At 71.4% G+C, this 23,951-nt stretch carries 21 protein-coding genes; 18 read left to right on the top strand and 3 right to left on the bottom strand.

All coding sequences use genetic code 11. The features are described from left to right. Positions 1 to 14: 14 nt before the first annotated feature. From CP973_RS14760 to CP973_RS14770, 3 genes are all read left to right on the top strand, one after another. On the top strand, positions 15 to 572 hold the full coding sequence (locus CP973_RS14760) for an HIT family protein (RefSeq protein ID WP_150240885.1): 558 nt from the start codon (positions 15 to 17) through the stop codon (positions 570 to 572). Between the two features lie 134 nt (positions 573 to 706). Then, positions 707 to 1,489 carry a polysaccharide deacetylase family protein gene (locus tag CP973_RS14765; protein WP_150240887.1) on the top strand — a complete coding sequence of 261 codons (783 nt, stop codon included), beginning with the start codon at positions 707 to 709 and terminating at the stop codon, positions 1,487 to 1,489. Further along, entirely contained in the window at positions 1,489 to 2,694 is a 1,206-nt protein-coding gene (locus CP973_RS14770) for a YncE family protein (RefSeq protein ID WP_150240889.1), read from the top strand. The genes CP973_RS14765 and CP973_RS14770 overlap by 1 nt, the downstream gene beginning before the upstream one ends. 58 nt (positions 2,695 to 2,752) lie before the next feature. Here CP973_RS14770 and CP973_RS14775 read toward each other — a convergent pair whose 3' ends face one another. Continuing rightward, on the bottom strand, positions 2,753 to 4,423 hold the full coding sequence (locus CP973_RS14775) for a hypothetical protein (protein WP_150240891.1): 1,671 nt from the start codon (positions 4,421 to 4,423) through the stop codon (positions 2,753 to 2,755). Between the two features lie 129 nt (positions 4,424 to 4,552). After that, entirely contained in the window at positions 4,553 to 6,748 is a 2,196-nt protein-coding gene (locus CP973_RS14780; RefSeq protein ID WP_150240893.1) for an elongation factor G-like protein EF-G2, read from the bottom strand. Between the two features lie 298 nt (positions 6,749 to 7,046). Here CP973_RS14780 and pgsA point away from each other — a divergent pair, with 298 nt between their 5' ends. The 3 genes from pgsA to CP973_RS14795 are packed head-to-tail and all read left to right on the top strand — an operon-like array spanning position 7,047 to position 10,002. Then, positions 7,047 to 7,703, top strand: a complete 657-nt coding sequence (gene pgsA / locus CP973_RS14785) for a phosphatidylinositol phosphate synthase (protein WP_150240895.1) — start codon at positions 7,047 to 7,049, stop codon at positions 7,701 to 7,703. A gap of 38 nt (positions 7,704 to 7,741) precedes the next feature. After that, positions 7,742 to 8,845 carry a phosphatidylinositol mannoside acyltransferase gene (locus CP973_RS14790; RefSeq protein ID WP_150243594.1) on the top strand — a complete coding sequence of 368 codons (1,104 nt, stop codon included), beginning with the start codon at positions 7,742 to 7,744 and terminating at the stop codon, positions 8,843 to 8,845. Continuing rightward, positions 8,842 to 10,002, top strand: coding sequence for a glycosyltransferase family 4 protein (locus tag CP973_RS14795; RefSeq protein ID WP_150240897.1), 1,161 nt, complete (start codon positions 8,842 to 8,844; stop codon positions 10,000 to 10,002). Before CP973_RS14790 ends, CP973_RS14795 begins: the two co-directional genes overlap by 4 nt. Positions 10,003 to 10,269: 267 nt before the next feature. Here the strand turns inward: CP973_RS14795 and CP973_RS14800 are convergent, their stop codons facing one another. Then, positions 10,270 to 10,971 carry a VC0807 family protein gene (locus CP973_RS14800; protein ID WP_208853186.1) on the bottom strand — a complete coding sequence of 234 codons (702 nt, stop codon included), beginning with the start codon at positions 10,969 to 10,971 and terminating at the stop codon, positions 10,270 to 10,272. Between the two features lie 147 nt (positions 10,972 to 11,118). On the opposite strand from CP973_RS14800, the gene CP973_RS14805 reads away from it, so the two are divergent. The 12 genes from CP973_RS14805 (at position 11,119) to CP973_RS14860 (ending at position 23,893) form a co-directional block, all read left to right on the top strand. After that, complete coding sequence (locus tag CP973_RS14805) at positions 11,119 to 11,652, top strand: LemA family protein (RefSeq protein WP_150240899.1); 534 nt, start codon at positions 11,119 to 11,121, stop codon at positions 11,650 to 11,652. 120 nt (positions 11,653 to 11,772) lie between these two features. Beyond that, positions 11,773 to 12,699, top strand: coding sequence for a pyridoxal 5'-phosphate synthase lyase subunit PdxS (gene pdxS, locus CP973_RS14810; RefSeq protein ID WP_150240901.1), 927 nt, complete (start codon positions 11,773 to 11,775; stop codon positions 12,697 to 12,699). A 7-nt stretch (positions 12,700 to 12,706) separates the two neighbouring features. Beyond that, positions 12,707 to 13,294: a pyridoxal 5'-phosphate synthase glutaminase subunit PdxT gene (gene pdxT, locus CP973_RS14815; protein ID WP_150240903.1), complete on the top strand. Its 588-nt coding sequence runs from the start codon at positions 12,707 to 12,709 to the stop codon at positions 13,292 to 13,294. A 108-nt stretch (positions 13,295 to 13,402) separates the two neighbouring features. Continuing rightward, the gene (locus CP973_RS14820) at positions 13,403 to 14,155 is read left to right on the top strand and encodes a YebC/PmpR family DNA-binding transcriptional regulator (RefSeq protein WP_150240906.1); all 753 of its coding nucleotides are present in this window, start codon (positions 13,403 to 13,405) and stop codon (positions 14,153 to 14,155) included. Between the two features lie 154 nt (positions 14,156 to 14,309). Next, positions 14,310 to 14,933 (top strand): crossover junction endodeoxyribonuclease RuvC, encoded by a 624-nt coding sequence (gene ruvC, locus CP973_RS14825; RefSeq protein WP_150240908.1) that lies wholly within the window; start codon positions 14,310 to 14,312, stop codon positions 14,931 to 14,933. Next, complete coding sequence (gene ruvA / locus CP973_RS14830) at positions 14,930 to 15,550, top strand: Holliday junction branch migration protein RuvA (RefSeq protein ID WP_150240910.1); 621 nt, start codon at positions 14,930 to 14,932, stop codon at positions 15,548 to 15,550. Before ruvC ends, ruvA begins: the two co-directional genes overlap by 4 nt. A gap of 103 nt (positions 15,551 to 15,653) precedes the next feature. Next, entirely contained in the window at positions 15,654 to 16,736 is a 1,083-nt protein-coding gene (gene ruvB, locus CP973_RS14835) for a Holliday junction branch migration DNA helicase RuvB (RefSeq protein ID WP_150243596.1), read from the top strand. 162 nt (positions 16,737 to 16,898) lie between these two features. Then, positions 16,899 to 17,462: a preprotein translocase subunit YajC gene (gene yajC, locus CP973_RS14840; RefSeq protein WP_150240912.1), complete on the top strand. Its 564-nt coding sequence runs from the start codon at positions 16,899 to 16,901 to the stop codon at positions 17,460 to 17,462. A gap of 151 nt (positions 17,463 to 17,613) precedes the next feature. After that, complete coding sequence (gene secD / locus CP973_RS14845) at positions 17,614 to 19,401, top strand: protein translocase subunit SecD (RefSeq protein ID WP_150240914.1); 1,788 nt, start codon at positions 17,614 to 17,616, stop codon at positions 19,399 to 19,401. 1 nt (position 19,402) lies between these two features. Next, positions 19,403 to 20,545: a protein translocase subunit SecF gene (gene secF, locus CP973_RS14850; protein ID WP_150240916.1), complete on the top strand. Its 1,143-nt coding sequence runs from the start codon at positions 19,403 to 19,405 to the stop codon at positions 20,543 to 20,545. Next, positions 20,542 to 21,090, top strand: a complete 549-nt coding sequence (locus CP973_RS14855) for an adenine phosphoribosyltransferase (RefSeq protein ID WP_150240918.1) — start codon at positions 20,542 to 20,544, stop codon at positions 21,088 to 21,090. Before secF ends, CP973_RS14855 begins: the two co-directional genes overlap by 4 nt. 286 nt (positions 21,091 to 21,376) lie before the next feature. Further along, entirely contained in the window at positions 21,377 to 23,893 is a 2,517-nt protein-coding gene (locus tag CP973_RS14860) for a RelA/SpoT family protein (protein ID WP_150240920.1), read from the top strand. The last annotated feature ends 58 nt before the right edge of the window (positions 23,894 to 23,951 follow it).

A 23,951-nucleotide genomic window follows, 5' to 3' on the forward strand; every position in this document is an offset into this window, starting at 1 on the left:
CCGGGCCGGGGAATATGCTGGCCCGCATGACGAGTGAGCCGGAGCAGCAGATCGGAGTCGGGACACAGGACGCCTTCCAGCGACTGTGGACGCCCCACCGGATGGCGTACATCCAGGGGGAGAACAAACCGACCGGACCGGGCGCCGAGGACGGCTGCCCCTTCTGCACGATTCCGGCCAAGTCGGACGAGGACGGGCTGGTGATCGCCCGCGGCGAGCACGTCTACGCGGTGCTCAACCTCTACCCGTACAACGGCGGCCACCTGATGTCCGTCCCCTACCGCCATGTGGCCGACTACACCGACCTCGACCGGGCCGAGACGCTGGAGCTGGCCGAGTTCACCAAGCGGGCGATGACCGCGCTGCGGACCGCCTCCGGTGCCCACGGCTTCAACATCGGCCTCAACCAGGGCGCCGTCGCCGGCGCGGGCATCGCCGCCCACCTGCACCAGCACGTGGTGCCGCGGTGGGGCGGGGACACCAACTTCATGCCCGTAGTGGGCCAGACGAAGGTGCTTCCGCAGCTGCTCGCCGACACCCGGCAGATGCTGGCCGACGTCTGGCCGCAGTAGTCCGGACGCGCGGGACGGCATAGCCCGGACGCCGCAGCGCGGCCGAGACACGTCCTCCGTTTAATCGGATAAATAGCCAGAATACGGACAAGTTGCCCTGTAATGGTGGGGTGACTTCCCTGCATCGTCGCTCCGTGCTGCGTGCCGCCCCGGCCGCGGCCGCCGGTGCGCTCGCGACCGGGTGCGCGACGGCCCGTACGGACACCGCGTCCGTACGGGCCTCCGGCCCCCCGCCGCCGGGCGGGACCGGCCCGCCGGCCTCGGGGGCGCGCCCCTCGGGCCCGGGCGCCGCCCGCCCGCCGACCCGCGCCCCCGGCCTGCCCGTACAGATCCAGCACGGCCCGCCCCGCGGCAGCGCCGTCGCCCTCACCTTCCACGGCCAGGGCGACCCGAAGACCGCCACCGCGCTGCTCGGCGAGGCCGAGCGGGCCGGGGCCCGGGTGACCGTGCTGGCCGTCGGCAGCTGGCTCGACGAACAGCCGGCGATGGCCCGCCGCATCCTCGACGGCGGCCATGAGCTGGGCAATCACACCCTGCGCCACCTCGACATCTGCGCCCTGCCGGCGGACGCCGCGTACGCCGAGATCACCGGCTGCGCACAGCGGCTGCGCAAGCTGACCGGCACGATCGGCAGCTGGTTCCGGCCCTCCCGCACGCAGTACGCCACCGAGCTGGTGACCCGGCTGGCCCGCCGGGCCGGATACCCGCACATCCTCTCCTACGACGTCGACTCCCTCGACGCGGACGACCCGGGCGCCCCCGCCGTCCGGCGCACCGTGCTGGACCGGGCCCGCGCCGGATCCATCGTGAGCCTCCACCTCGGGCACCCCGGCACGGTTGCCGCGCTGCCCCCGATCCTCGACGGCCTGCACCGGCGCGGACTGCGCGCGGTGACGACAACGGAGCTTGTGACCTGATGGCTGACCGTACCCGTATCCAAGACCCGAAGCGTGTACGCGGCGGCCACCGGGCCGCGCTGCTGGCCGTCGCCTGCGCACTGATGGCGGCGGGGTGCAGCGACGGCGGGACGAAGGACGCCGGCCACAGCCCCGGCGCCTCGGCCCCGGCCTCGCCCGCCAAGGCCGCCCGGCCCCTGCTGCCGGGCATGCCGCCGCTGCTGGACGAGCACGACCTGTACGCGGCGGACCGCCCCGGCAAACTGGCGCCGCAGGTCAAGGACTTCCCCTCGCGGGTGTACGTGCCGAACACCGGCTCCGACACGGTGAGCGTCATCGACCCCAAGACGTACAAGGTCATCGAGACCATTCCGGTGGGGGTGCAGCCACAGCACGTCGTCCCCTCGTGGGACATGAAGACGCTGTGGGTGAACAACAACCGCGGCCACGACCTGACCCCGATCGACCCGGCGACCGGCCGGTCCGGCCGGCCGGTGGACGTACACGACCCGTACAACCTCTACTTCACGCCGAACGGCAAGTACGCGGTCGTGATGGCCTCGATGGACAAGGAGCTGGTCTTCCGCGACCCGAAGACCATGGAGGTGCGCAAGACCGTCCCGGTGACCTGCGCGGGCGTCAACCACGCGGACTTCTCCGCGGACGGCAAGTACTTCATCGTCTCCTGCGAGTTCTCCGCCGAGCTGCTGAAGGTCGACACCGAGAAGATGAAGGTCATCGGGCAGCAGAAACTGCCGTTCCGGGGCGCGATGCCGCAGGACGTGAAGGTCTCGCCGGACGGACGCACCTGGTACGTCGCGGACATGATGGCCGACGGCATGTGGGTCCTGGACGGCGACAAGTTCGAACAGCCCCGGCTGATGCCGACCGGCAAGGGCGCCCACGGGCTCTACGTCAGCCGCGACTCCAAGACGATGTACATCTCCAACCGCGGCGAGGGCTCGGTGTCCCTGCTCGACTTCAAGAGCGGCAAGCTCGTGGACAAGTGGCACATCCCCGGCGGCGGCAGCCCCGACATGGGCGGGGTCTCCGCCGACGGCAAGGTGCTGTGGCTCTCCGGCCGCTACAACTCCGAGGTCTACGCGATGGACACCCGGACCGGGAAGACCCTGGCCAAGATCCCGGTGGGGGAGGGGCCGCACGGGCTGGCGGTGTACCCGCAGCCCGGGCGGTACTCACTGGGGCACACGGGCATCTTCCGGTAGGCGTCTCCCCGCGCGGCGGGCCCGGCCGGGACTCCCGGCCGCCCGCCGCGACCAGCGGCTACGCGTTGTACTCGTCCGCCTTGCGCGGCTCCGCCGCCTGCACCTGACCGCTCAGCACCAGCGAACGGCTGTCGAAGCGCGCGATGTCCACGCCGTTCTCCTTGAGCACGCTCAGCGCGGCGGAGTGCACCACGCGCAGCACCGGCGTCGCGGCACGCAGCGCGTCGTCGGCCATGAAGCGGTGCCGCCAGGGCTTGTCGGCCCAGGCGTGCCGCAGGCCGAACGGCTCCGGCAGGGTCAGCTTCCCGCCCAGGAACTCCAGGAAGCCGGGGAACCAGGTCAGCGGGGCGCGGGCGGCCAGGCGCACCACCTCGCTCGCGTTGACCAGCGGGAGGTTCACGGACTTGGTCTCCCAGAACTTGACCGTCTTGGAGACGCTCTTGGTCTTCGGCGAGGGCTTGGAGGTGAACAGCGGGTTCACCGGGCCGAGGGCGTGACCGGTGACCTCGACGCGCAGCGTCTCGTGCAGCACGGTGACGGTGATCAGCAGGGTTATGACCAGTTGGCCGTCCCACAGCACGAACTGCACGCCGAGGTAGTGCCGGCTGCCGCTGCCGAACTGCTGTTCGTTGCAGATCCGCTCTATCTCGTGGCCGCGGACCTGGAACGCCTCCACCTCCGTGCCCGAGGGGCGGGAGACCGAACCGGCCTTCTCGCCGACCGGCACCACGATCCAGTGGCGTACGGAAGGGGCCTCCTTGAAGCCGCCGGTGTGCAGCGGGCTGCGCTCCAGAAGGCGCAGCCGGTCGTGGATGACGCGGATGACGTCGTAGCTGCGGAACGGGTTGATCTCGCCGCCCTCGTCGGCGGGCCGCAGCTCCTCGGCCATCTGCCAGCTGCCCCAGCGGGTGCCCATGCCGAGTATGCCGTTGGGGCCCGCGTAGAAGGCGACGTTGCTCTGCTGCTCGGCGCTGAGCTTGGCCAGGTTCTGGCGCATCTGCTCGGCCGCGGTCTCGTTCGGGTCGCGGGGCACCGCCTCGGGGATCTTGGCGCCCACGCCGCCGCCTTCGAGCAGGCCCTTCCAGGCCTCGCGCAGGTCCCGCGCGGTGGCCTCGCTGATCCGCTTCGCCCACCACCAGCCGATCACCGGCGCCACGACCATGGCCCGCAGATACACCGACCAGAAGCCGGTGAACGGCAGCTTGACCAGGAACAGCACGGCCAGCCCGGCCATCGCGATCATCAGCGCCACGCCGAGCGCCGAGGTGCCGGTGCCCTGCGCCCTGGCGAGCAGCTTCTTCAGCTGGAAGGCGCCCAGCCACAGCAGCACGCCGGGCAGGAAGAGCAGCCCGAAGACCAGCATCAGCGCGGTCAGCTTGACGTCGCGGATCTTGCGGATGCGGCTGGCCGCGAGGCAGTGCTCGACGACCGTCTGCGGTTCGATGCCGAAGGACTGGATGAGCGCGCCGCGCCCGCCGCCCAGCATGCGCAGTTGGAGCGCGCGGGAGAACGCCTCCCCCAGATTCGGCTCGAACAGGGAGAGCTTGGGCGGCTTGATGGTCGACTTCGCGGTGTCGGAGTCCGCCTTCGAGATGTCGGAGAGCGGGTTGTCCCGGTACGCGGCCGAGGCCAGCGCCTGGGTCGCCGCGGTCTGCCCGGCACCGCCGGACAGCGGGACCTGCGCCCCGGGACTGAAGTCGAAGCCGTCTGCTGCCACTGCCGCCCCCATCACCCGCACGCTTTCGCCGCTGCGGCCTTCTTCCCAACTACCGCCGTCCGCACACCTTCTGAGCTGCGATCACAGCCTACCGGCCGACGGCCGCCCGGGAAGTGCCGAGGGCCGCCGGCCGGCCAGGCCTCACGAACCGTCGTCCTCCTGTTCCCGGAGCCGGGCGGCGAGCTGCGGCGGCATCGGCTCGTGCCGCGCGTAGGTCCGGTGGAAGCGCCCGGTGCCGTGCGAGAGGGAGCGCAGGTCGACGGCGTACCGGCTGATCTCGATCTCCGGTACCTCGGCCCGCACCAGGGTGCGGCCGTGCCCGGCCTGCTCGGTGCCCACCACCCGGCCGCGCCGCCCGGACAGATCGCTCATCGCCGCGCCGACGTACTCGTCCGCCACCAGGACGGTCACCTCGGCCACCGGCTCCAGCAGGTGGATACGGGCGTCCGAGGCGGCCTCGCGCAGCGCCAGGGCGCCGGCCGTCTGGAACGCGGCGTCCGAGGAGTCGACCGAGTGGGCCTTGCCGTCCAGCAGCGTGACCCGGACGTCGACCAGCGGATAGCCGGCCGCCACCCCGCGCGCCGCCTGGGCCCGTACGCCCTTCTCGACGGACGGGATGAACTGCCGGGGCACCGCGCCGCCCACCACCTTGTCCACGAACTCGATGCCGCTGCCGCCGGGCAGCGGCTCCACCTCGATCTCGCAGATCGCGTACTGGCCGTGTCCGCCGGACTGCTTCACATGCCGCCCCCGGCCCGCCGCCTTGTCGCCGAAGGTCTCACGGAGCGGGACCTTGTACGGCACGGTGTCGACCTGGACGCCGTACCGCGACCGCAGCCGCTCCAGCGCCACGTCCACATGGGCCTCGCCCAGACACCACAGCACGACCTGGTGGGTGCCCTGGTTGTGCTCCAGGCGCATCGTCGGGTCCTCGGCGACCAGGCGGGACAGGCCCTGCGAGAGCTTGTCCTCGTCCGCCTTGCTGTGCGCCTGGATGGCCACCGGCAGCAGCGGGTCCGGCATGGACCACGGCTCCATCAGGAGCGGCGCGTTCTTGTCGGACAGGGTGTCGCCAGTCTCCGCGCGGGTCAGCTTCGCCACACAGGCCAGATCGCCGGCGATCGCCTTGGTCAGCGAGCGCTGGGTCTTGCCGAACGGGGTGGACAGCGCGCCGATCCGCTCGTCCACGTCGTGGTCCTCGTGGCCCCGGTCCGTCAGGCCGTGCCCGGACACGTGCACCGTCTCGTCCGGGCGCAGGGTGCCGGAGAAGACCCGTACCAGCGAGAGCCGGCCGACGTAGGGGTCGGAGGAGGTCTTGACCACCTCGGCGACCAGCGGGCCGGCCGGGTCGCAGGTCAGCGCGGGGCGGGGCTTGCCGTCGGGGGTGGTGACGGCGGGGGCCTCGCGCTCGGCGGGGGTGGGGAAGCCGCGGGCGATCAGATCCAGCAGTTCGATGGTGCCCAGACCTTCCCGGGCGCCCTCGGCGGCCGGCGCCGCGGCGAGCACGGGGTGGAAGGTGCCGCGCGCGACCGCCGTCTCCAGGTCCCCGACGAGCGTCTTCAGGTCGATGTCCTCGCCCGCCAGATAGCGGTCCATCAGGGACTCGTCCTCGCTCTCGGCGATGATGCCCTCGATGAGCCGGTTGCGGGCCTCCTCGATCAGCGGCAGCTCGTCGGCCTCGGGCGCGCGCTCGACGCGTTCGCCGGAGGAGTAGTCGAAGACCCGCTGGGTGAGCAGGCCGATCAGGCCGTGCACGGGGGCGTGGCCGTCGGCGCCCGCGGTGCCGTACAGCGGCAGGTACAGGGGGAGCACGGCGTCCGGGTCGTCGCCGCCCAGAGCGTCGGCGCACAGCCGGGTCATCTGGTCGAAATCGGCGCGGGCCGCCTCCAGGTGGGTGATGACCAGCGCGCGCGGCATGCCGACCGCCGCACACTCGTCCCAGACCATACGGGTCGCACCGTCCACCCCGTCCGCCGCCGAAACGACGAAGAGGGCCGCGTCCGCTGCCCGCAGACCGGCCCTCAATTCCCCGACGAAATCGGCGTACCCGGGGGTGTCCAGCACATTGATCCGGATGCCGCCCCAGTCCACCGGGACCAGGGACAGCTGCACCGACCGCTGCTGCCGGTGTTCGATCTCGTCGTAGTCCGACAGGCAGCCGCCGTCCTCCACCCGGCCCGCCCGGTTGACCGCGCCGGTCGCCAGCGCCAGCGCCTCCACCAGCGTCGTCTTCCCCGCACCACTGTGGCCGACCAGCACCACATTCCTCAGGGACGTGGGCTGGTCGGCCGATGTCGCCCTGCCGGCGGCTCCTGGATGTGTCCTCTTCTCGCCCATGTGTCTCGCCTCCCGGTCGACACTTTGCGGTGGTTCGAGCTTTCCACCCTGGTCATGGCACGTCCATACATCGCACAAGGGACGATCAGGGATCTTGTGGGACGCGCCGCGGGGCGCGTCCGCGGTGGTGCGACCGCCCGCGCCCCGGGGGCGTGACGGCCCCCGCGGCGACGTCCTGGCCGGTCACCGGCGGTGCCCCGGGCCGTGGTGGGTTCGCGGTACGAGGGTGCCGCGTGGCTACGATGGGCCAGCCGGTGGCCCCTTGACCGCGCGGCCCGTATCGACCTTCGGGAAGGCCATGCTGAACACGTACGCGCGTGCTTTCTTCACGCGTGTCCTCACGCCATTCGCCGCCCTGCTCATCCGCCTCGGGGTCAGCCCGGACGCGGTCACCCTCGTCGGCACGGGGGGTGTGGTGGCGGGGGCCCTGGTCTTCTTCCCGCTCGGCGAGTTCTTCTGGGGCACGGTCGTCATCACGCTCTTCGTCTTCTCCGACCTGGTGGACGGCAACATGGCACGGCAGCTGGGCCGGTCCAGCCGCTGGGGGGCCTTCCTCGACTCCACCCTCGACCGGGTCGCCGACTCGGCGATCTTCGGAGGGCTGGCGCTCTGGTACGCGGGGGCCGGCGACAGCCTGTGGCTCTGCGCGGTGGCGATCTTCTGCCTGGCCAGCGGGCAGGTGGTCTCGTACACCAAGGCCCGGGGCGAGAGCATCGGGCTGCCGGTCAACGTCAACGGACTCGTGGAGCGGGCCGAGCGGCTCGTCATCACGCTCGTCGCGGCCGGCTTCGCCGGGCTGCACGCCTTCGGGGTACCCGGCGTGCAGTACCTGCTGCCGGTCGCGCTGTGGGTGGTGGCCGTCGGCAGCACGGTCACCCTCGCCCAGCGCGTGGTGACCGTACGCCGGGAGTCCGCCGAGGCCGACGCCATCGCACAAGGGGGGAACAGCGCGTGACGCGCCCGACCCGTACGGTCCTCGACCGTACCCGCACGATCATCGACCGCGAGAAGCTGGCCGACGGGGCGTACGCCCTGGGCTGGAAAGCGGTCAGGAAACTGCCCGAACCGGCCGCGAAGGCGCTGGGCCGGCGGATCGCCGACACCGTCTGGAAGCGGCGCGGCAAGGGGATCCTCCGTCTGGAGGCCAACCTCGCGCGCGTCGTGCCGGACGCCACCCCGCGGCGCCTCGCCCAGCTCTCCCGCGCCGGGATGCGCTCCTACCTGCGCTACTGGATGGAGTCCTTCCGGCTGCCGGCCTGGAGCGAGGAGCGGATAAAAGGCGGCTTCGCGCCGGCCGACGTGCACCACCTGGTGGAGGGCCTCAAGAGCGGCCGCGGCGTGATCCTCGCCTTGCCGCACATGGGCAACTACGACCTCGCGGGCGCCTGGGTCACCACCAAGCTGGGCGTGCCCTTCACCACCGTCGCCGAACGCCTCAAGCCGGAGTCGCTCTACGACCGGTTCGTCGCCTACCGCGAGGGCCTGGGCATGGAGGTGCTGCCGCACACCGGCGGCGCCGCGTTCGGCACCCTCGCCCGGCGGCTGCGGGCCGGCGGCCTGGTCTGCCTGGTCGCCGACCGGGACCTGTCCTCCTCCGGCATCGAGGTGAAGTTCTTCGGGGAGGCCGCGAAGATGCCGGCCGGACCGGCGATGCTCGCGGTCCAGACCGGGGCGATGCTGCTGCCGGTCACCCTGTGGTACGACGAGAGCCCGGTCATGCGGGGGCGGGTGCACCCGGAGATCGAGGTGCCGCAGACCGGGACCCGGGCGGAGAAGGCCGCGGTCATGACGCAGGAGATGGCCGACGCGTTCGCCTCCGGCATCGCCGATCATCCGGAGGACTGGCATATGTTGCAGCGGTTGTGGCTCGGTGACCTGGAGCCGCGCGAGCCCGCGCGGCGGACGGACGTGCCGGACGGTGGCGGTTCGGGTGCGGACGGGGCGCCCTCGGGCGCGCGGCGGACGGGCGTGCCGGACGGTGGCGCGTCGGGTGCGGATGGGGCGCCCTCGGGCGCGCGGCGGACGGGCGTGCCGGACGGTGGCGCGTCGGGTGCGGATGGGGCGCCCTCGGGCGCGCGGCGGACGGAGCGGTCTTGAGGATCGGGATTGTCTGTCCGTATTCGTGGGACGTCCCCGGAGGCGTCCAGTTCCACGTACGCGACCTGGCCGAGCATCTGATCCGGCTGGGGCACGAGGTGTCCGTCCTCGCCCCGGCGGACGACGAGACACCGCTGCCGCCGTACGTGGTCTCCGCCGGACGTGCCGTACCCGTGCGCTACAACGGCTCGGTCGCCCGGCTCAACTTCGGCTTCCTGTCGGCCGCCCGGGTCCGCCGCTGGCTGCACGACGGCGCCTTCGACGTCATCCACATCCACGAACCCGGCACGCCGTCGGTCGGGCTGCTCGCCTGCTGGGCGGCGCAGGGCCCGATCGTGGCCACCTTCCACACCTCCAACCCGCGCTCCCGCGTCATGATCGCGGCGTATCCGATCCTGCAGCCCGCACTGGAGAAGATCAGCGCGCGGATCGCGGTGAGCGAGTACGCGCGGCGCACCCTGGTCGAACACCTCGGGGGCGACGCGGTGGTCATCCCCAACGGCGTCGACGTGGACTTCTTCGCCCGGGCCGAGCCGAAGCCGGAGTGGCAGGGCCGCACGATCGGCTTCATAGGGCGCATCGACGAGCCCCGCAAGGGGCTGCCCGTCCTGATGCGGGCACTGCCGGCGATCCTCGCCGCGGTCCCGGACGCGCGGCTGCTGGTCGCGGGGCGCGGCGACGAGGAGGAGGCCGTCGCGGAACTGCCCGCCGAGCTGCGGTCGCGGGTGGAGTTCCTGGGGATGGTCAGCGACGAGGACAAGGCGCGGCTGCTGCGCAGCGTGGACCTGTACGTCGCGCCCAACACCGGCGGTGAGTCGTTCGGCATCATCCTCGTCGAGGCGATGTCGGCGGGGGCGCCGGTGCTCGCCAGTGACCTTGACGCGTTCGCGCAGGTCTTGGACCAGGGGGAGGCCGGTGAGCTGTTCGCCAATGAGTCCGCTGAGGCGCTCGCCGCCGCGGCGGTGCGGCTGCTCGGTGATCCGGCGCGGCTGGCCGAGCTGCGGGAGCGGGGGAGGCGGCATGTGCGGCGGTTCGACTGGTCGACGGTGGGGGCCGACATTCTTGCGGTGTACGAGACGGTTGCTGCGGGGGCGGCGGCGGTGGCTACGGATGAGCGGGTTGGGTTTCGGGGGCGGTGGGGGTTGGCTCGGGAGTAGGGTTTCGGTCCGCGTTTCCCGCGGGTTGCGCTTGCGCGCTTGATCGCATTGTTGCGTCGTGGTGCGGGGGCGCACAGGGGGCCATCTCTCCCCCAGACTTCGGCCGGGGGTGCCCCCACGGCGCCTGGGGTGAACCAGGTTGTGGTCGTGACCGGGGCTACGGTCGTCCTGCGGGGAGTGTCCCCCTGCACACCCCCTCCCGTCGGTTTGGCGAGTGCGGGCCGGTGGGGGAGAAAAAGATCACGCTGGTGGGCGCCCACCGAGTGGTCAGGTTCGCGTGAGTGTGGGCGCGACTGGTGCTTCCTGAGCCTTGGGCGGTGCTGTCGAGCTGCGGGTTCCCAGCAGGGACATGCCGTGCTGAGTGCGGAATCGGCGGGCGCGGCGGAGGGTGATCAGTACGGTCGCGCCCAGTACGACCACTGTCTGGCAGCGGCCGATCAGGGGGACGACGTCGACGGGGAGTGTCAGGGCCGTGACGACGCCGATCGTCGCGTCCAGGAGTTGGCCGCCGCCCCATAGTGCGGTGAGTTTGCGCAGTTCTCGGCGTAGGGCGGGGGTCGTCTCCCAGAGACGGTCGCGTTCGGCGGATCCGCCGCCCAGCCGGACGCCGAAGTGGTAGGCGAACGGCCTCCGCGCGAGCAGCGAGCTTGTTATCCACGCGCCCAGAGCCACCGACATGCCCACGTCCTTGAGCAGAAGTACCCGTGGGCTGCCACTGATCAGCGACGTGGCGGCGGATACCGTCAGCAGGCCGGTGACGAACAGGTCGATGCTGTCCGCCCGGCGTCGCGTGGCCACGGTCCAGGCCACGCGCAGGGCCGGGATCGTGCTGCTGAGCAGTAGGGCCAGCCATGGTTCGGCGCCGCGTGCCCGTAGGACGTAGAAGAGCGCGAGTGGCAGTACGGCGTTGATGACGATGGAGCGGGTCAGTGGGGCCCAGGGGCCGCGGCGCTGGTGGGAATGGGGCATGGGGCGGCCTCCTGGCGGGTGCGGAACGGGTACCGGAAACGCTAGGGACGGGCGCCGGCGGGCGGATCGGAGCACGGGTTGGTTGCGTCTCCACCTCCGGCGTCCACCCACGGGTTGAGCGCGGGGCGGCCGGTACTGTGACCCGGCGTGACCACTTTGATCTGGATTGCGGCCGCTCTCGTCGTCATCGGCGTCTATCTGAGCTGGACCGCGGGGCGGCTGGACCGTCTGCACGCCCGTATCGACGCGGCCCGCGCGGCGCTGGACGCGCAGTTGCTGCGCCGTGCCTCGGTGGCCCAGGAGCTGGGGACGTCCGGTCTTCTCGATCCGGCCGCGTCGATCGTGCTCTACGAGGCGGCCCACGAGGCGCGGCAGGCGGCCGAGGAGCAGCGGGAGGTCGCCGAGAGCGGGCTGAGCCAGGCGCTGCGGGCGGTTTTCGACGATGAGGGCCAGCTGGAGGCGGTACGGGAGGCGCCCGGCGGTGAGCAGACGGTCACCGAGCTGACGGCGGCGGTGCGCCGGGTTCCGATGGCGCGGCGGTTCCACAACGATTCCGTACGGGCGGCCCGTGCGGTACGGCGCCATCGGGTGGTGCGGTGGTTCCGGCTCGCGGGGCACGCGCCGTTTCCGATGGCCTTCGAAATGGATGATGAGCCGCCGGCCGTTCTCGGAGGGCGTTGATCCGGGTGGTCCCGTGGGGCTCACGAGCCACCGCCTTGTAATTGGCCCTTTTCAGTGGGCCGGGGCAAACGGTTGTGTGGGCGGCGGAGTACATCCGCCTGCATCGAGTGAGGTCATACCGTGTCCACCACGCCCAACGCCACGCCCACCGCTCCCGCCGGTACGCCCGAGACCGGCACCGCCCGTGTCAAGCGCGGCATGGCCGAGCAGCTCAAGGGCGGCGTGATCATGGATGTTGTCACGCCGGAGGAGGCGAAGATCGCCGAGGACGCCGGTGCCGTCGCGGTCATGGCCCTGGAGCGGGTCCCCGCGGACATCCGCAAGGACGGCGGCGTGGCCCGTATGTCCGACCCGGACATGATCGACAGCATCATCGAGGCGGTGTCCATCCCCGTGATGGCCAAGTCGCGTATCGGGCACTTCGTGGAGGCGCAGGTCCTGCAGTCGCTCGGCGTCGACTACATCGACGAGTCCGAGGTCCTCACCCCGGCCGACGAGGTCAACCACTCCGACAAGTGGGCCTTCACCACCCCGTTCGTCTGCGGCGCGACCAACCTGGGCGAGGCCCTGCGCCGTATCGCCGAGGGCGCGGCCATGATCCGCTCCAAGGGCGAGGCCGGCACCGGCAACGTCGTCGAGGCGGTGCGTCACCTGCGGCAGATCAAGGGCGAGATCGCCAAGCTGCGCGGCTGTGACAACAACGAGCTGTACGCCGCCGCCAAGGAGCTGCGCGCCCCGTTCGAGCTGGTCAAGGAGGTCGCCGAGCTGGGCAAGCTGCCGGTCGTGCTGTTCTCCGCCGGCGGTGTGGCCACCCCGGCCGACGCCGCGCTGATGCGCCAGCTCGGCGCCGAGGGCGTCTTCGTGGGCTCCGGCATCTTCAAGTCCGGCGACCCGGCCAAGCGCGCCGCCGCCATCGTGAAGGCCACCACCTTCTACGACGACCCGAAGGTCGTCGCGGACGTCTCCCGCAACCTGGGCGAGGCCATGGTCGGCATCAACTGCGACACCCTCCCCGAGGCGGAGCGCTACGCCAACCGTGGCTGGTGAGCGGGGGATGCGTACTCCCACCATCGGTGTGCTGGCCCTTCAGGGCGATGTGCGCGAGCACCTGACGGCGCTGGCGACCGCGGACGCCCTGGCCAGGCCGGTGCGCCGGGCCGAGGAGCTGGACGAGGTCGACGGCCTGGTCATACCGGGCGGCGAGTCGACGACCATGTCCAAGCTGGCGGTCGTCTTCGGGATGCTGGAGCCGCTGCGGGCGTTCGTGCGCTCCGGGAAGCCGGTCTACGGCACCTGCGCGGGCATGATCATGCTGGCCGACAAGCTGCTGGACGGACGCGCGGACCAGGAGACCCTGGGCGGCATCGACATGATCGTGCGCCGTAACGCGTTCGGGCGGCAGAACGAGTCCTTCGAGGCGGCCGTCGAGATGGCCGGTGTCGAGGGCGGGCCGGTCGAGGGCGTCTTCATCCGGGCGCCCTGGGTCGAGTCGACGGGCGCCGCCGTCGAGGTGCTGGCCACGTACGACGGGCACACGGTGGCGGTCCGGCAGGGTAACGTCCTCGCCACGTCCTTCCACCCGGAACTCACCGGCGACCACCGGGTGCACGCGTCCTTCGTGGACCTGGTGCGCAGCGCCTGACGGTCCGCCCCGGGACCGGGCCGCCTCGGGTGTGCGGCGGCCCGATCCCGTCCCGGTAGGATCTGTGGCGTTCGTTTCTCAATCTGGTTACGCGAAGGAGACAGGCGGATGTCCGGCCACTCTAAATGGGCTACGACGAAGCACAAGAAGGCCGTGATCGACGCCAAGCGCGGCAAGCTCTTCGCGAAGCTGATCAAGAACATCGAGGTCGCGGCCCGTATGGGCGGCGTCGACCTGGACGGCAACCCGACGCTCTACGACGCCGTCCAGAAGGCGAAGAAGCAGTCGGTCCCGAACAAGAACATCGACTCGGCGATCAAGCGCGGTGGCGGTCTTGAGGCCGGCGGCGCCGAGTACGAGACGATCATGTACGAGGGCTACGGCCCCAACGGCGTCGCGGTGCTCATCGAGTGCCTGACCGACAACCGCAACCGCGCCGCCTCCGACGTCCGCGTGGCCATGACCCGCAACGGCGGTTCGATGGCCGACCCGGGTTCGGTGTCGTACCTGTTCAACCGCAAGGGCGTGGTGATCGTCCCCAAGGGCGAGCTGACCGAGGACGACGTGCTGGGCGCGGTCCTGGACGCGGGTGCCGAGGAGGTCAACGACCTCGGTGAGTCCTTCGAGGTGCTCAGCGAGGCCACCGACCTGGTCGCGGTCCGCACCGCGCTCCAGAAGGAGGGCATCGACTACGACTCGGCCGACACCAACTTCGTGCCGACCATGCAGGTCGAGCTGGACGAAGAGGGCGCGCGCAAGATCTTCAAGCTGATCGACGCGCTGGAGGACAGCGACGACGTGCAGAACGTCTTCGCCAACTTCGACGTCTCCGACGACGTCATGGCCAAGGTCGACGCCTGACGGGCGGACGGCTGCGCGCGCGGCGGCGGGCCGGCGGGGACACACCCCGCCGGCCCGTCCTGCGTTGTCAGTGGCAGCCGATACTGTGCTGATCAGGGGTTACGCAGCCCCGCGTCGAACAGGTGGTCCACCGGAGAAGTGGGGGAGCGGGCCGATGAAGGTGCTGGGGGTGGACCCGGGGCTGACCCGCTGCGGTGTCGGCGTGGTCGACGGCGTCGCGGGCCGCCCGCTCACGATGGCCGGCGTGGGTGTCGTACGGACGCCCGCCGACGCCGACATCGCGCACCGCCTGGTCCTCATCGAGCGCGGCATAGAGGAATGGCTCGACGAGCAGCGGCCCGACTGCGTCGCCGTCGAGCGCGTCTTCAGCCAGCACAACGTCCGCACGGTCATGGGCACCGCCCAGGCGAGCGCCGTCGCCATGCTGTGTGCCGCGCGCCGCGGGCTGCCGGTCGCGCTGCACACCCCCAGTGAGGTCAAGGCCGCCGTGACGGGGTCCGGCCGCGCCGACAAGGCGCAGGTCGGAGCCATGGTCACCCGGCTGCTCCGGCTGGACGCGCCGCCGAAGCCGGCCGACGCGGCGGACGCGCTCGCGCTGGCCATCTGCCACATCTGGCGCGCCCCCGCCGTCAACCGCCTCCAGCAGGCCCACGCGGCCAGCCGCCTCCAGCAGGCCCAGGCCGCCGCCCGGGCCCGCCCGGCGCCGGCCGGCGTCCGACGTACTCCCGCACGCGCTCTCGGACCGCGCTCCGAGGCACCCCAGAAGGGCACCCGATGATCGCCTTCGTCTCCGGCCCGGTCGCGGCCCTGGCACCGGACACCGCCGTCGTGGAGGTCGGCGGCATCGGCATGGCCGTCCAGTGCACCCCCGGCACCCTGTCCGGGCTGCGCGTCGGCCAGCAGGCCAGACTGGCCACCTCCCTCGTCGTACGGGAAGACTCGCTCACCCTGTACGGCTTCGCCGACGACGACGAGCGCCAGACGTTCGAGCTGCTCCAGACCGCCAGCGGTGTGGGCCCCCGCCTGGCGCAGGCCATGCTCGCGGTGCACTCCCCGGACACCCTGCGCCGCGCCGTCGCCAACGGCGACGAGAAGACCCTCACGGCCGTGCCCGGCATCGGCAAGAAGGGTGCCCAGAAGCTGCTGCTGGAGCTGAAGGACCGGCTCGGCGCCCCCGTCGGCACGGGCGCCGCGGGCGTCGGCAGCGCCGTGACGGCCGGGTGGAGCGACCAGCTGCACGCCGCGCTGATCGGCCTCGGCTACGCCACCCGCGAGGCCGACGAGGCGGTGGCCGCCGTCGCGCCGCAGGCCGAGGCGGCACTCGCCGAGGGCACGGCACCCCAGGTGTCGCAGCTGCTCAAGGCGGCCCTCCAGTCGCTGAACCGGGCCCGGTGAGTCCGGTGCGAGCCCGGGCCGGCACCCCCGGCCACCACCCCCGTAAGAAGCGCGACGCGAAGCCGGCCGACCGCGCCGGTACGACCACGTGAGGCAGGACGCAGTGAACTGGGACGAGCCCACCGAGCTCCAGGGCGGTGCGGACGAGCGCGACCGGCTGGTGGGGCCCGACGCGGACGGCGAGGACACCGCGGTCGAGGCCGCCCTGCGCCCCAAGGACCTTGAGGAGTTCGTCGGCCAGGAGCGGGTGCGCGAACAGCTCGACCTGGTGCTGCGCGCGGCCCGCGCCCGCGGCGCCACCGCCGACCACGTCCTGCTCTCCGGCGCCCCCGGCCTCGGCAAGACCACCCTCTCCATGATCATCGCGGCCGAGATGGGCGCCCCGATCCGCATCACCTCGGGCCCCGCCATCCAGCACGCCGGCGACCTGGCCGCGATCCTGTCCTCCCTCCAGGAGGGCGAGGTGCTCTTCCTCGACGAGATCCACCGGATGTCCCGGCCCGCCGAGGAAATGCTCTACATGGCCATGGAGGACTTCCGCGTCGACGTGATCGTCGGCAAGGGCCCCGGAGCCACCGCCATCCCCCTGGAGCTGCCGCCCTTCACCCTGGTCGGCGCCACCACCCGGGCCGGGCTGCTGCCCCCGCCGCTGCGCGACCGCTTCGGCTTCACCGCTCACATGGAGTTCTACGCCCCCGGCGAACTGGAACGCGTCATCCACCGCTCCGCCGGCCTGCTCGACGTCCACATAGAAGCCGAGGGCGCCGCGGAGATCGCCGGCCGCTCCCGCGGCACCCCCCGCATCGCCAACCGCCTGCTGCGCCGCGTGCGCGACTACGCCCAGGTCAAGGCGGACGGAGTGATCACCAGGGACATCGCCGCCCAGGCCCTGGACGTCTACGAGGTCGACGGCCGCGGCCTGGACCGCCTGGACCGCGCGGTGCTGACCGCGCTGCTCAAGCTGTTCGGCGGCGGTCCGGTGGGCCTGTCCACCCTGGCGGTCGCGGTGGGGGAGGAGCGTGAGACGGTCGAGGAGGTCGCCGAACCGTTCCTCGTACGGGAGGGCCTGCTCGCCCGTACCCCCCGGGGCCGCATCGCCACCCCCGCCGCGTGGGCCCACCTGGGCCTGACCCCGCCCCACCAGCAGGCAGGGGGCACCGGGCAGCAGGGCCTCTTCGGGGCGTGACGGCGCGGGGACTCGCCGGGTCAGGAACCGCGGTGCCATGCTGGGCGTTGTTCCACTGGTGCGGACTCGCTTAGACTCCGCCGATGCCGACCGTATGGTCCGGCATTCCCACCCCCGTATATCAGACCGCCGCGCAGCGGTCGTGCGAAGGATTTCCGTCCCGTGAGTATCGTGACTCTCCTCCCCTTCATCGTCCTCATCGGGGCCATGTTCCTGATGACCCGCTCCGCCAAGAAGAAGCAGCAGCAGGCGGCGCAGATGCGCGACGAGATGCAGCCCGGCACCGGCATCCGGACGATTGGGGGCATGTACGCCACCGTCAAGGAGATCCACGACGACACCGTCCTCCTTGAGGTGGCCCCGGGCGTGCACGCCCTCTACGCCAAGAACGCGGTCGGCGCGGTCCTCGCGGACGAGGAGTACAACCGCATCCTCGACGGCGCCGAGGGCAAGGACCACCCGGTCGTCCCGGACGACGCCTCCTCGCTGACCGAGGCCGCCCCGGCCGCCACCGCCGCGGACGACAAGGCCGACGACAAGCCCGCGAACCTGGACAAGTCGCCGAAGGCCGACCTCTCCAAGTCCGAGCCCGCCGCCGACGCGAAGGACGCCGCGAAGGCCGACGACGCCGAGGTCTCCGAGAAGGCCGAGGACGCCGGCGAGGCCGGTACCGGCGCGCAGGCGGGCAAGGCCGACAAGAAGGACGGCGGCGCCGACGCGAAGTAGCCACGCGCCGACGGAGCCGCGGCGCGCCGTTCGAGCGGTGCACCGCGGTTCCCGGACGGTCTAGGCTCCGGCGGGGGCACGTCCCCACTACACTTCGTGGCCGCCCGGCACGCTGATCGTGCCGGGCGGTTGGACAGGGAGATACGAGAAGGTGGCAGCACCGAAAAAGGGCCGCAGGTCTCCTGGGGGCCAGGGAAGGCCGGGGCGCACCCTGGTCCTGATCATGATCGCCATGGCGGCGCTGGTCGGCGGCATGTTCGCCTCCGGGACCTCGACGCCCAGGCTGGGCATCGACCTCGCGGGCGGCACGAGCTTCACGCTCCAGGCCCGCAACCAGCCCGGCAAGCCCAACGCGATCAACGAGACCAACATGAAGACCGCCGCGGGCATCATGGAGCGGCGGGTCAACGGTCTCGGTGTGTCCGAGGCCGAGGTCCAGACCCAGGGCACCAACCACATCGTCGTCAACATCCCCAAGGGGACGGACGCGAAGCAGGCCCGCCAGCAGGTCGGTACCACCGCTCAGCTCGCCTTCCGGCCGGTGCTGACCGCCGCCGCCGGTACGAAGACGCCGTCGGCCACCCCCACCCCCAGCCCTTCCGCGAGCAGCGGCAAGAAGGACGACGGGAAGAAGGGTGACGACAAGAAGGACGGCGAGAAGGCGGAGGGGAAGCCCTCCGCGACGCCGTCCGCGAGCAGCACCACCCAGGGCCGCGCCGTGACCAGCGCCCTCAAGAAGGGCCCGTCCGAGACGCCGAGCGCCTCCGGCAGCCCCTCGGCCGAGCCGAGCGGCTCCCCGTCGCCGCAGCCTTCCACGGGCGCCGACGAGATCCCGGCCGCGCTGCAGAAGCAGCTCGCCGACCTGGACTGCTCCACCGAGAAGTCGCGCTCGCAGGCCAGCGAGAAGGCCGCCAACGCCAAGCCCACCGACCAGGTCGTCTCCTGCAAGGAGGACGGCACGCAGAAGTACGCGCTGGGCCCGGTCGCCGTCGAGGGCACCGACGTCAAGGACGCCTCCGCGGTGTTCGAGGCCCAGTCGGGCCAGGGCTGGATCGTCCAGATGGACTTCACCGGCGCCGGCGGCAAGAAGTTCGCGGACGTCACCGGCAAGCTCGCCGCCAAGGCGCAGCCGCAGAACCAGTTCGCCATCGTGCTCGACGGCCAGACCATCTCGGCCCCGTCCGTCAGCAAGGCCATTCCCGGCGGGCAGGCCACCATCTCCGGCGGCTTCACCCAGCAGAGCGCCGAGGACCTGGCGAACATGCTGTCCTACGGTGCCCTGCCGCTCTCCTTCAAGATCGCCGACGAGACCACGGTCACCGCGGCGCTCGGTGGCGAGCAGCTGGAGGCCGGCCTGATCGCGGGCGCCATCGGCCTCGCGCTGGTCGTCGTCTACCTGGTCGCCTACTACCGCGGGCTGGCGCTGGTCGCGCTGGCGAGCCTCGGGGTCTCCGCGGTCCTCACGTACACGATCATGACGTTGCTGGGCCCGGCCATCGGCTTCGCGCTGAACCTGCCGGCCGTCTGCGGTGCCATCGTCGCCATCGGCATCACCGCGGACTCCTTCATCGTCTACTTCGAACGCATCCGGGACGAGATCCGCGAGGGCCGCACGCTGCGCCCGGCCGTCGAGCGCGGCTGGCCGCGGGCCCGGCGCACGATCCTGGTCTCCGACTTCGTGTCGTTCCTGGCCGCGTTCGTGCTGTTCATCGTCACCGTCGGCAAGGTGAAGGGCTTCGCGTTCACGCTGGGCCTGACCACCCTCCTGGACGTCGTCGTGGTCTTCTTCTTCACCAAGCCCCTGATGACCCTGCTGGCCCGGCGGAAGTTCTTCGCCAACGGCCACCCCTGGTCCGGACTGGACCCCAAGCGCCTGGGTGCCAAGCCGCCGCTGCGCCGCCGTCGCACCACCGCCCCCACCGAGACGAAGGAGGCGTGAGATGTCGAAGCTCGGCAACATCGGCGCCCGGCTCTACCGCGGCGAGGTCGGTTACGACTTCATCGGCAAGCGGAAGATCTGGTACGGCATCTCGATCCTGATCACCATCACGGCCATCGTCGGCCTGGCGGTGCGCGGCCTGAACATGGGCATCGAGTTCTCCGGCGGCGCGGTCTTCACCACGCCGAAGACGAGCGTGTCCTCCGCCGAGGCGGAGCACAAGGCCGAGGCCGCGGCCGAGGGCCACCAGGCCGTGGTGCAAAAGCTCGGCAACGGCGGTCTGCGCATCCAGATCAGCGAGCTGGACACCGAGCAGTCCGTGCCGGTGCAGGAGGCCCTGGCCAAGGACCTGAACGTCCCGGTCAAGGACATCAACACCCAGCTCGTCGGCCCCAGCTGGGGCGAGGAGATCGCCAACAAGGCCTGGATGGGTCTGGGGATCTTCATGATCCTCGTGGTGATCTACCTGGCCATCGCCTTCGAGTGGCGGATGGCGCTGGCGGCCCTGATCGCGCTGATCCACGACCTGACGATCACCGTCGGTGTGTACGCGCTGGTCGGCTTCGAGGTCACCCCGGGCACCGTCATCGGTCTGCTGACGATCCTCGGTTACTCGCTCTACGACACCGTCGTGGTCTTCGACAGCCTCAAGGAAGCGTCGAAGGACGCCACCAAGCAGACCCGCTTCACCTACAGCGAGCTGGCCAACCGCAGCATCAACTCGACCCTGGTGCGGTCCATCAACACCACGGTCGTGGCGCTGCTGCCGGTCGCCGGCCTGCTCTTCGTCGGTGGCGGCCTGCTCGGCGCCGGGATGCTCAACGACATCTCGCTCGCCCTGTTCGTCGGCCTGGCGGCCGGTGCGTACTCCTCGATCTTCATCGCGACCCCGCTGGTCGCCGACCTCAAGGAGCGCGACCCGGCGATGAAGGCGCTGGCCAAGCGGGTGCGTGCGAAGCGCGCCGCGGCCGCCGCCAAGGCCGACGCGCCGGAGCGGCGGGAGGACGCCGTGGACGAGGACGCGCCGCAGGACGCGGACGACGCCGAGGACACGGCGGCGGCCGGCAGCGGCATGGTCGGCCAGCGCAACCAGCCCGCGTCCCGCAACCGCGGCCGCGGCCGTCCGTCGGGCAAGCGCCGATGAGCGCCCCCGAAGGCCTGCGGGAGCTGCTGCTCAGCCGCATCGCGGACGTACCGGACTATCCGAAGCCCGGCGTGGTCTTCAAGGACATCACGCCGCTGCTCGCGGACCCGGCCGCCTTCGGCGCGCTGACCGACGCGTTCGCCGCGCTGTGCGAGCGGTACGCGGCCGACAAGGTCGTGGGCCTGGAAGCGCGCGGCTTCATCCTCGCCGCTCCGGTCGCCGTACGAGCCGGCATCGGCTTCGTCCCCGTACGCAAGGCGGGCAAGCTGCCCGGGGCGACGCTCCGGCAGGCGTACGACCTGGAGTACGGCACGGCCGAGATCGAGATGCACTCCGATGCCCTCAAGCCGGGCGAACGGGTGCTGGTCATCGACGACGTGCTGGCCACCGGCGGGACCGCCGAGGCGTCGCTGGAACTCATCCGCCGGGCCGGGGCCGAGGTCGCCGGCGTCGCGGTCCTGCTGGAGCTGGGCTTCCTGGCCGGGCGGCAGCGGCTGGAGGCGGGCCTGATGGGCGCCCCGACGGAGGCACTGATCACGGTCTGATGTGACGACGCCGTAGCGAAGCGGGTCCCGGGAGCATCCCGGGGCCCGCTTCGGCGTGCGGGGCACCAGGACGGGCGAGCCGTGCCGGGAGGGTTCCCGCGGCCGGAAACCGTTCGCCCGGCCTGGGCGAAAGAACGCCCGGAAACAATTTCGCGAGCCCGTTTGTTGTGCTTTGTCGCCATGTAAAGGTGCGGAGGCTGCCCAGGAGTCGTGGCCCCGAGGTCGCTACCATGGCACCCTGACCAGGTTCGTGGTCTTGTGGTCCGGACCCCCTTGAGGAGTGCTCTTGCCAGACGAGGCCCAGCCGCTTTCTCCCGGACTCCGCCCGGGGGCGTCGCAGTCCGCCCGCCCGGACCGGCCCGGCCCCGCGGACGCGGCCGCCTCGGGAACGCAGAAGGCGCAGCAGCAGAGCGACGGCACCGGTGTGCCCAGGTCCCAGCCGCCCGCCGTCCGGCCTGCCGCGTCGCCCGTACCGGCCAAGCCCACCCCGCCCGTCTACACCGGCCGTTCCGGCTCCTCGAACCGGGTACGCGCCCGCCTGGCCCGCCTCGGCGTGCAGCGGCAGAGCCCGTACAACCCCGTCCTCGAACCGCTGCTGCGGATCGTGCGCAGCAACGACCCCAAGATCGAGGCCGCCACGCTGCGGCAGGTCGAGCGCGCCTACCAGGTCGCCGAGCGCTGGCACCGCGGCCAGAAGCGCAAGAGCGGCGACCCGTACATCACCCACCCCCTCGCGGTCACCACGATCCTCGCCGAACTGGGCATGGACCCGGCCACGCTCATGGCGGGCCTGCTGCACGACACCGTCGAGGACACCGAGTACGGCCTGGACACCCTGCGCCGGGACTTCGGCGACCAGGTCGCGCTGCTGGTGGACGGCGTCACCAAGCTGGACAAGGTCAAGTTCGGCGAGGCCGCGCAGGCCGAGACCGTGCGCAAGATGGTCGTGGCGATGGCCAAGGACCCGCGGGTTCTTGTGATCAAGCTGGCCGACCGGCTGCACAACATGCGCACCATGCGCTACCTCAAGCGCGAGAAGCAGGAGAAGAAGGCCCGCGAGACGCTGGAGATCTACGCTCCGCTGGCGCACCGCCTGGGCATGAACACCATCAAGTGGGAGCTGGAGGACCTCGCCTTCGCGATCCTCTACCCCAAGATGTACGACGAGATCGTCCGGCTCGTCGCCGAGCGCGCCCCCAAGCGGGACGAGTACCTGGCCATAGTGACCGACGAGGTCCAGGCCGACCTGCGCGCCGCGCGCATCAAGGCCACCGTCACCGGCCGGCCCAAGCACTACTACAGCGTCTACCAGAAGATGATCGTGCGGGGCCGCGACTTCGCCGAGATCTACGACCTGGTGGGCATCCGCGTCCTCGTCGACACCGTCCGCGACTGCTACGCGGCGCTCGGCACCGTCCACGCCCGGTGGAACCCGGTCCCGGGGCGGTTCAAGGACTACATCGCGATGCCCAAGTTCAACATGTACCAGTCGCTGCACACGACCGTGATCGGCCCCAGCGGCAAGCCGGTCGAGCTGCAGATCCGTACGTTCGACATGCACCGGCGCGCGGAGTACGGCATCGCCGCGCACTGGAAGTACAAGCAGGAGGCCGTGGCCGGCGCGTCCAAGGTGCGGACGGACGTGCCGAGGAACAAGGCCGACGGCCAGGACACGGTCAACGACATGGCGTGGCTGCGCCAGTTGCTGGACTGGCAGAAGGAGACCGAGGACCCGGGCGAGTTCCTGGAGTCGCTGCGCTTCGACCTGTCCCGCAACGAGGTCTTCGTCTTCACGCCGAAGGGTGACGTCATAGCGCTGCCCGCCGGTGCCACTCCCGTGGACTTCGCCTACGCGGTGCACACGGAGGTCGGCCACCGGACCATAGGCGCCCGGGTCAACGGCCGTCTCGTACCGCTCGAATCGACCCTGGACAACGGCGATCTCGTGGAGGTCTTCACCTCCAAGGCGCCCGGCGCGGGACCGTCCCGCGACTGGCTGGGCTTCGTGAAGTCGCCGCGCGCCCGCAACAAGATCCGTGCCTGGTTCTCCAAGGAGCGCCGCGACGAGGCCATCGAGCAGGGCAAGGACGCCATCGCCCGCGCGATGCGCAAGCAGAACCTGCCGATCCAGCGCATCCTCACCGGCGACTCGCTGGTCACCCTCGCCCACGAGATGCGCTATCCGGACATCTCGTCCCTGTACGCCGCCATCGGCGAGGGCCACGTCACGGCGCAGAGCGTGGTGCAGAAGCTGGTGCAGGCGCTCGGCGGGCAGGACGAGGCGACCGAGGACATCGCCGAGTCCACCCCGATCCGGCCGCGCTCCAAGCGGCGCTCCAGCGCCGACCCGGGCGTGGTGGTCAAGGGCGTCGAGGACGTGTGGGTGAAGCTGGCCCGCTGCTGTACGCCGGTGCCGGGCGACCCGATCATCGGCTTCGTCACCCGCGGCAACGGCGTCTCGGTGCACCGCGCCGACTGCGTCAACGTCGACTCGCTGTCCAAGCAGCCGGAGCGGATCCTGGACGTCGAGTGGGCGCCCACCCAGTCCTCGGTCTTCCTGGTCGCCATCCAGGTCGAGGCGCTGGACCGGTCCCGGCTGCTGTCGGACGTCACCCGCATCCTGTCCGACCAGCACGTCAACATCCTGTCCGCGGCCGTCCAGACCTCCCGCGACCGGGTGGCCACCTCCCGCTTCACCTTCGAGATGGGCGACCCCAAGCACCTGGGGCACGTCCTGAAGGCGGTGCGGAGCGTGGAGGGCGTGTACGACGTGTACCGCGTGACGTCGGCCCGCCGGCCGTAGGCAACGACCACGCAGGAGGGCCCCGGTACGGATCTCCGTACCGGGGCCCTCTCCTACG

Source organism: Streptomyces albofaciens JCM 4342 (assembly GCF_008634025.1).
In the GTDB taxonomy this organism is placed as follows: Bacteria; Actinomycetota; Actinomycetes; order Streptomycetales; family Streptomycetaceae; genus Streptomyces; species Streptomyces albofaciens.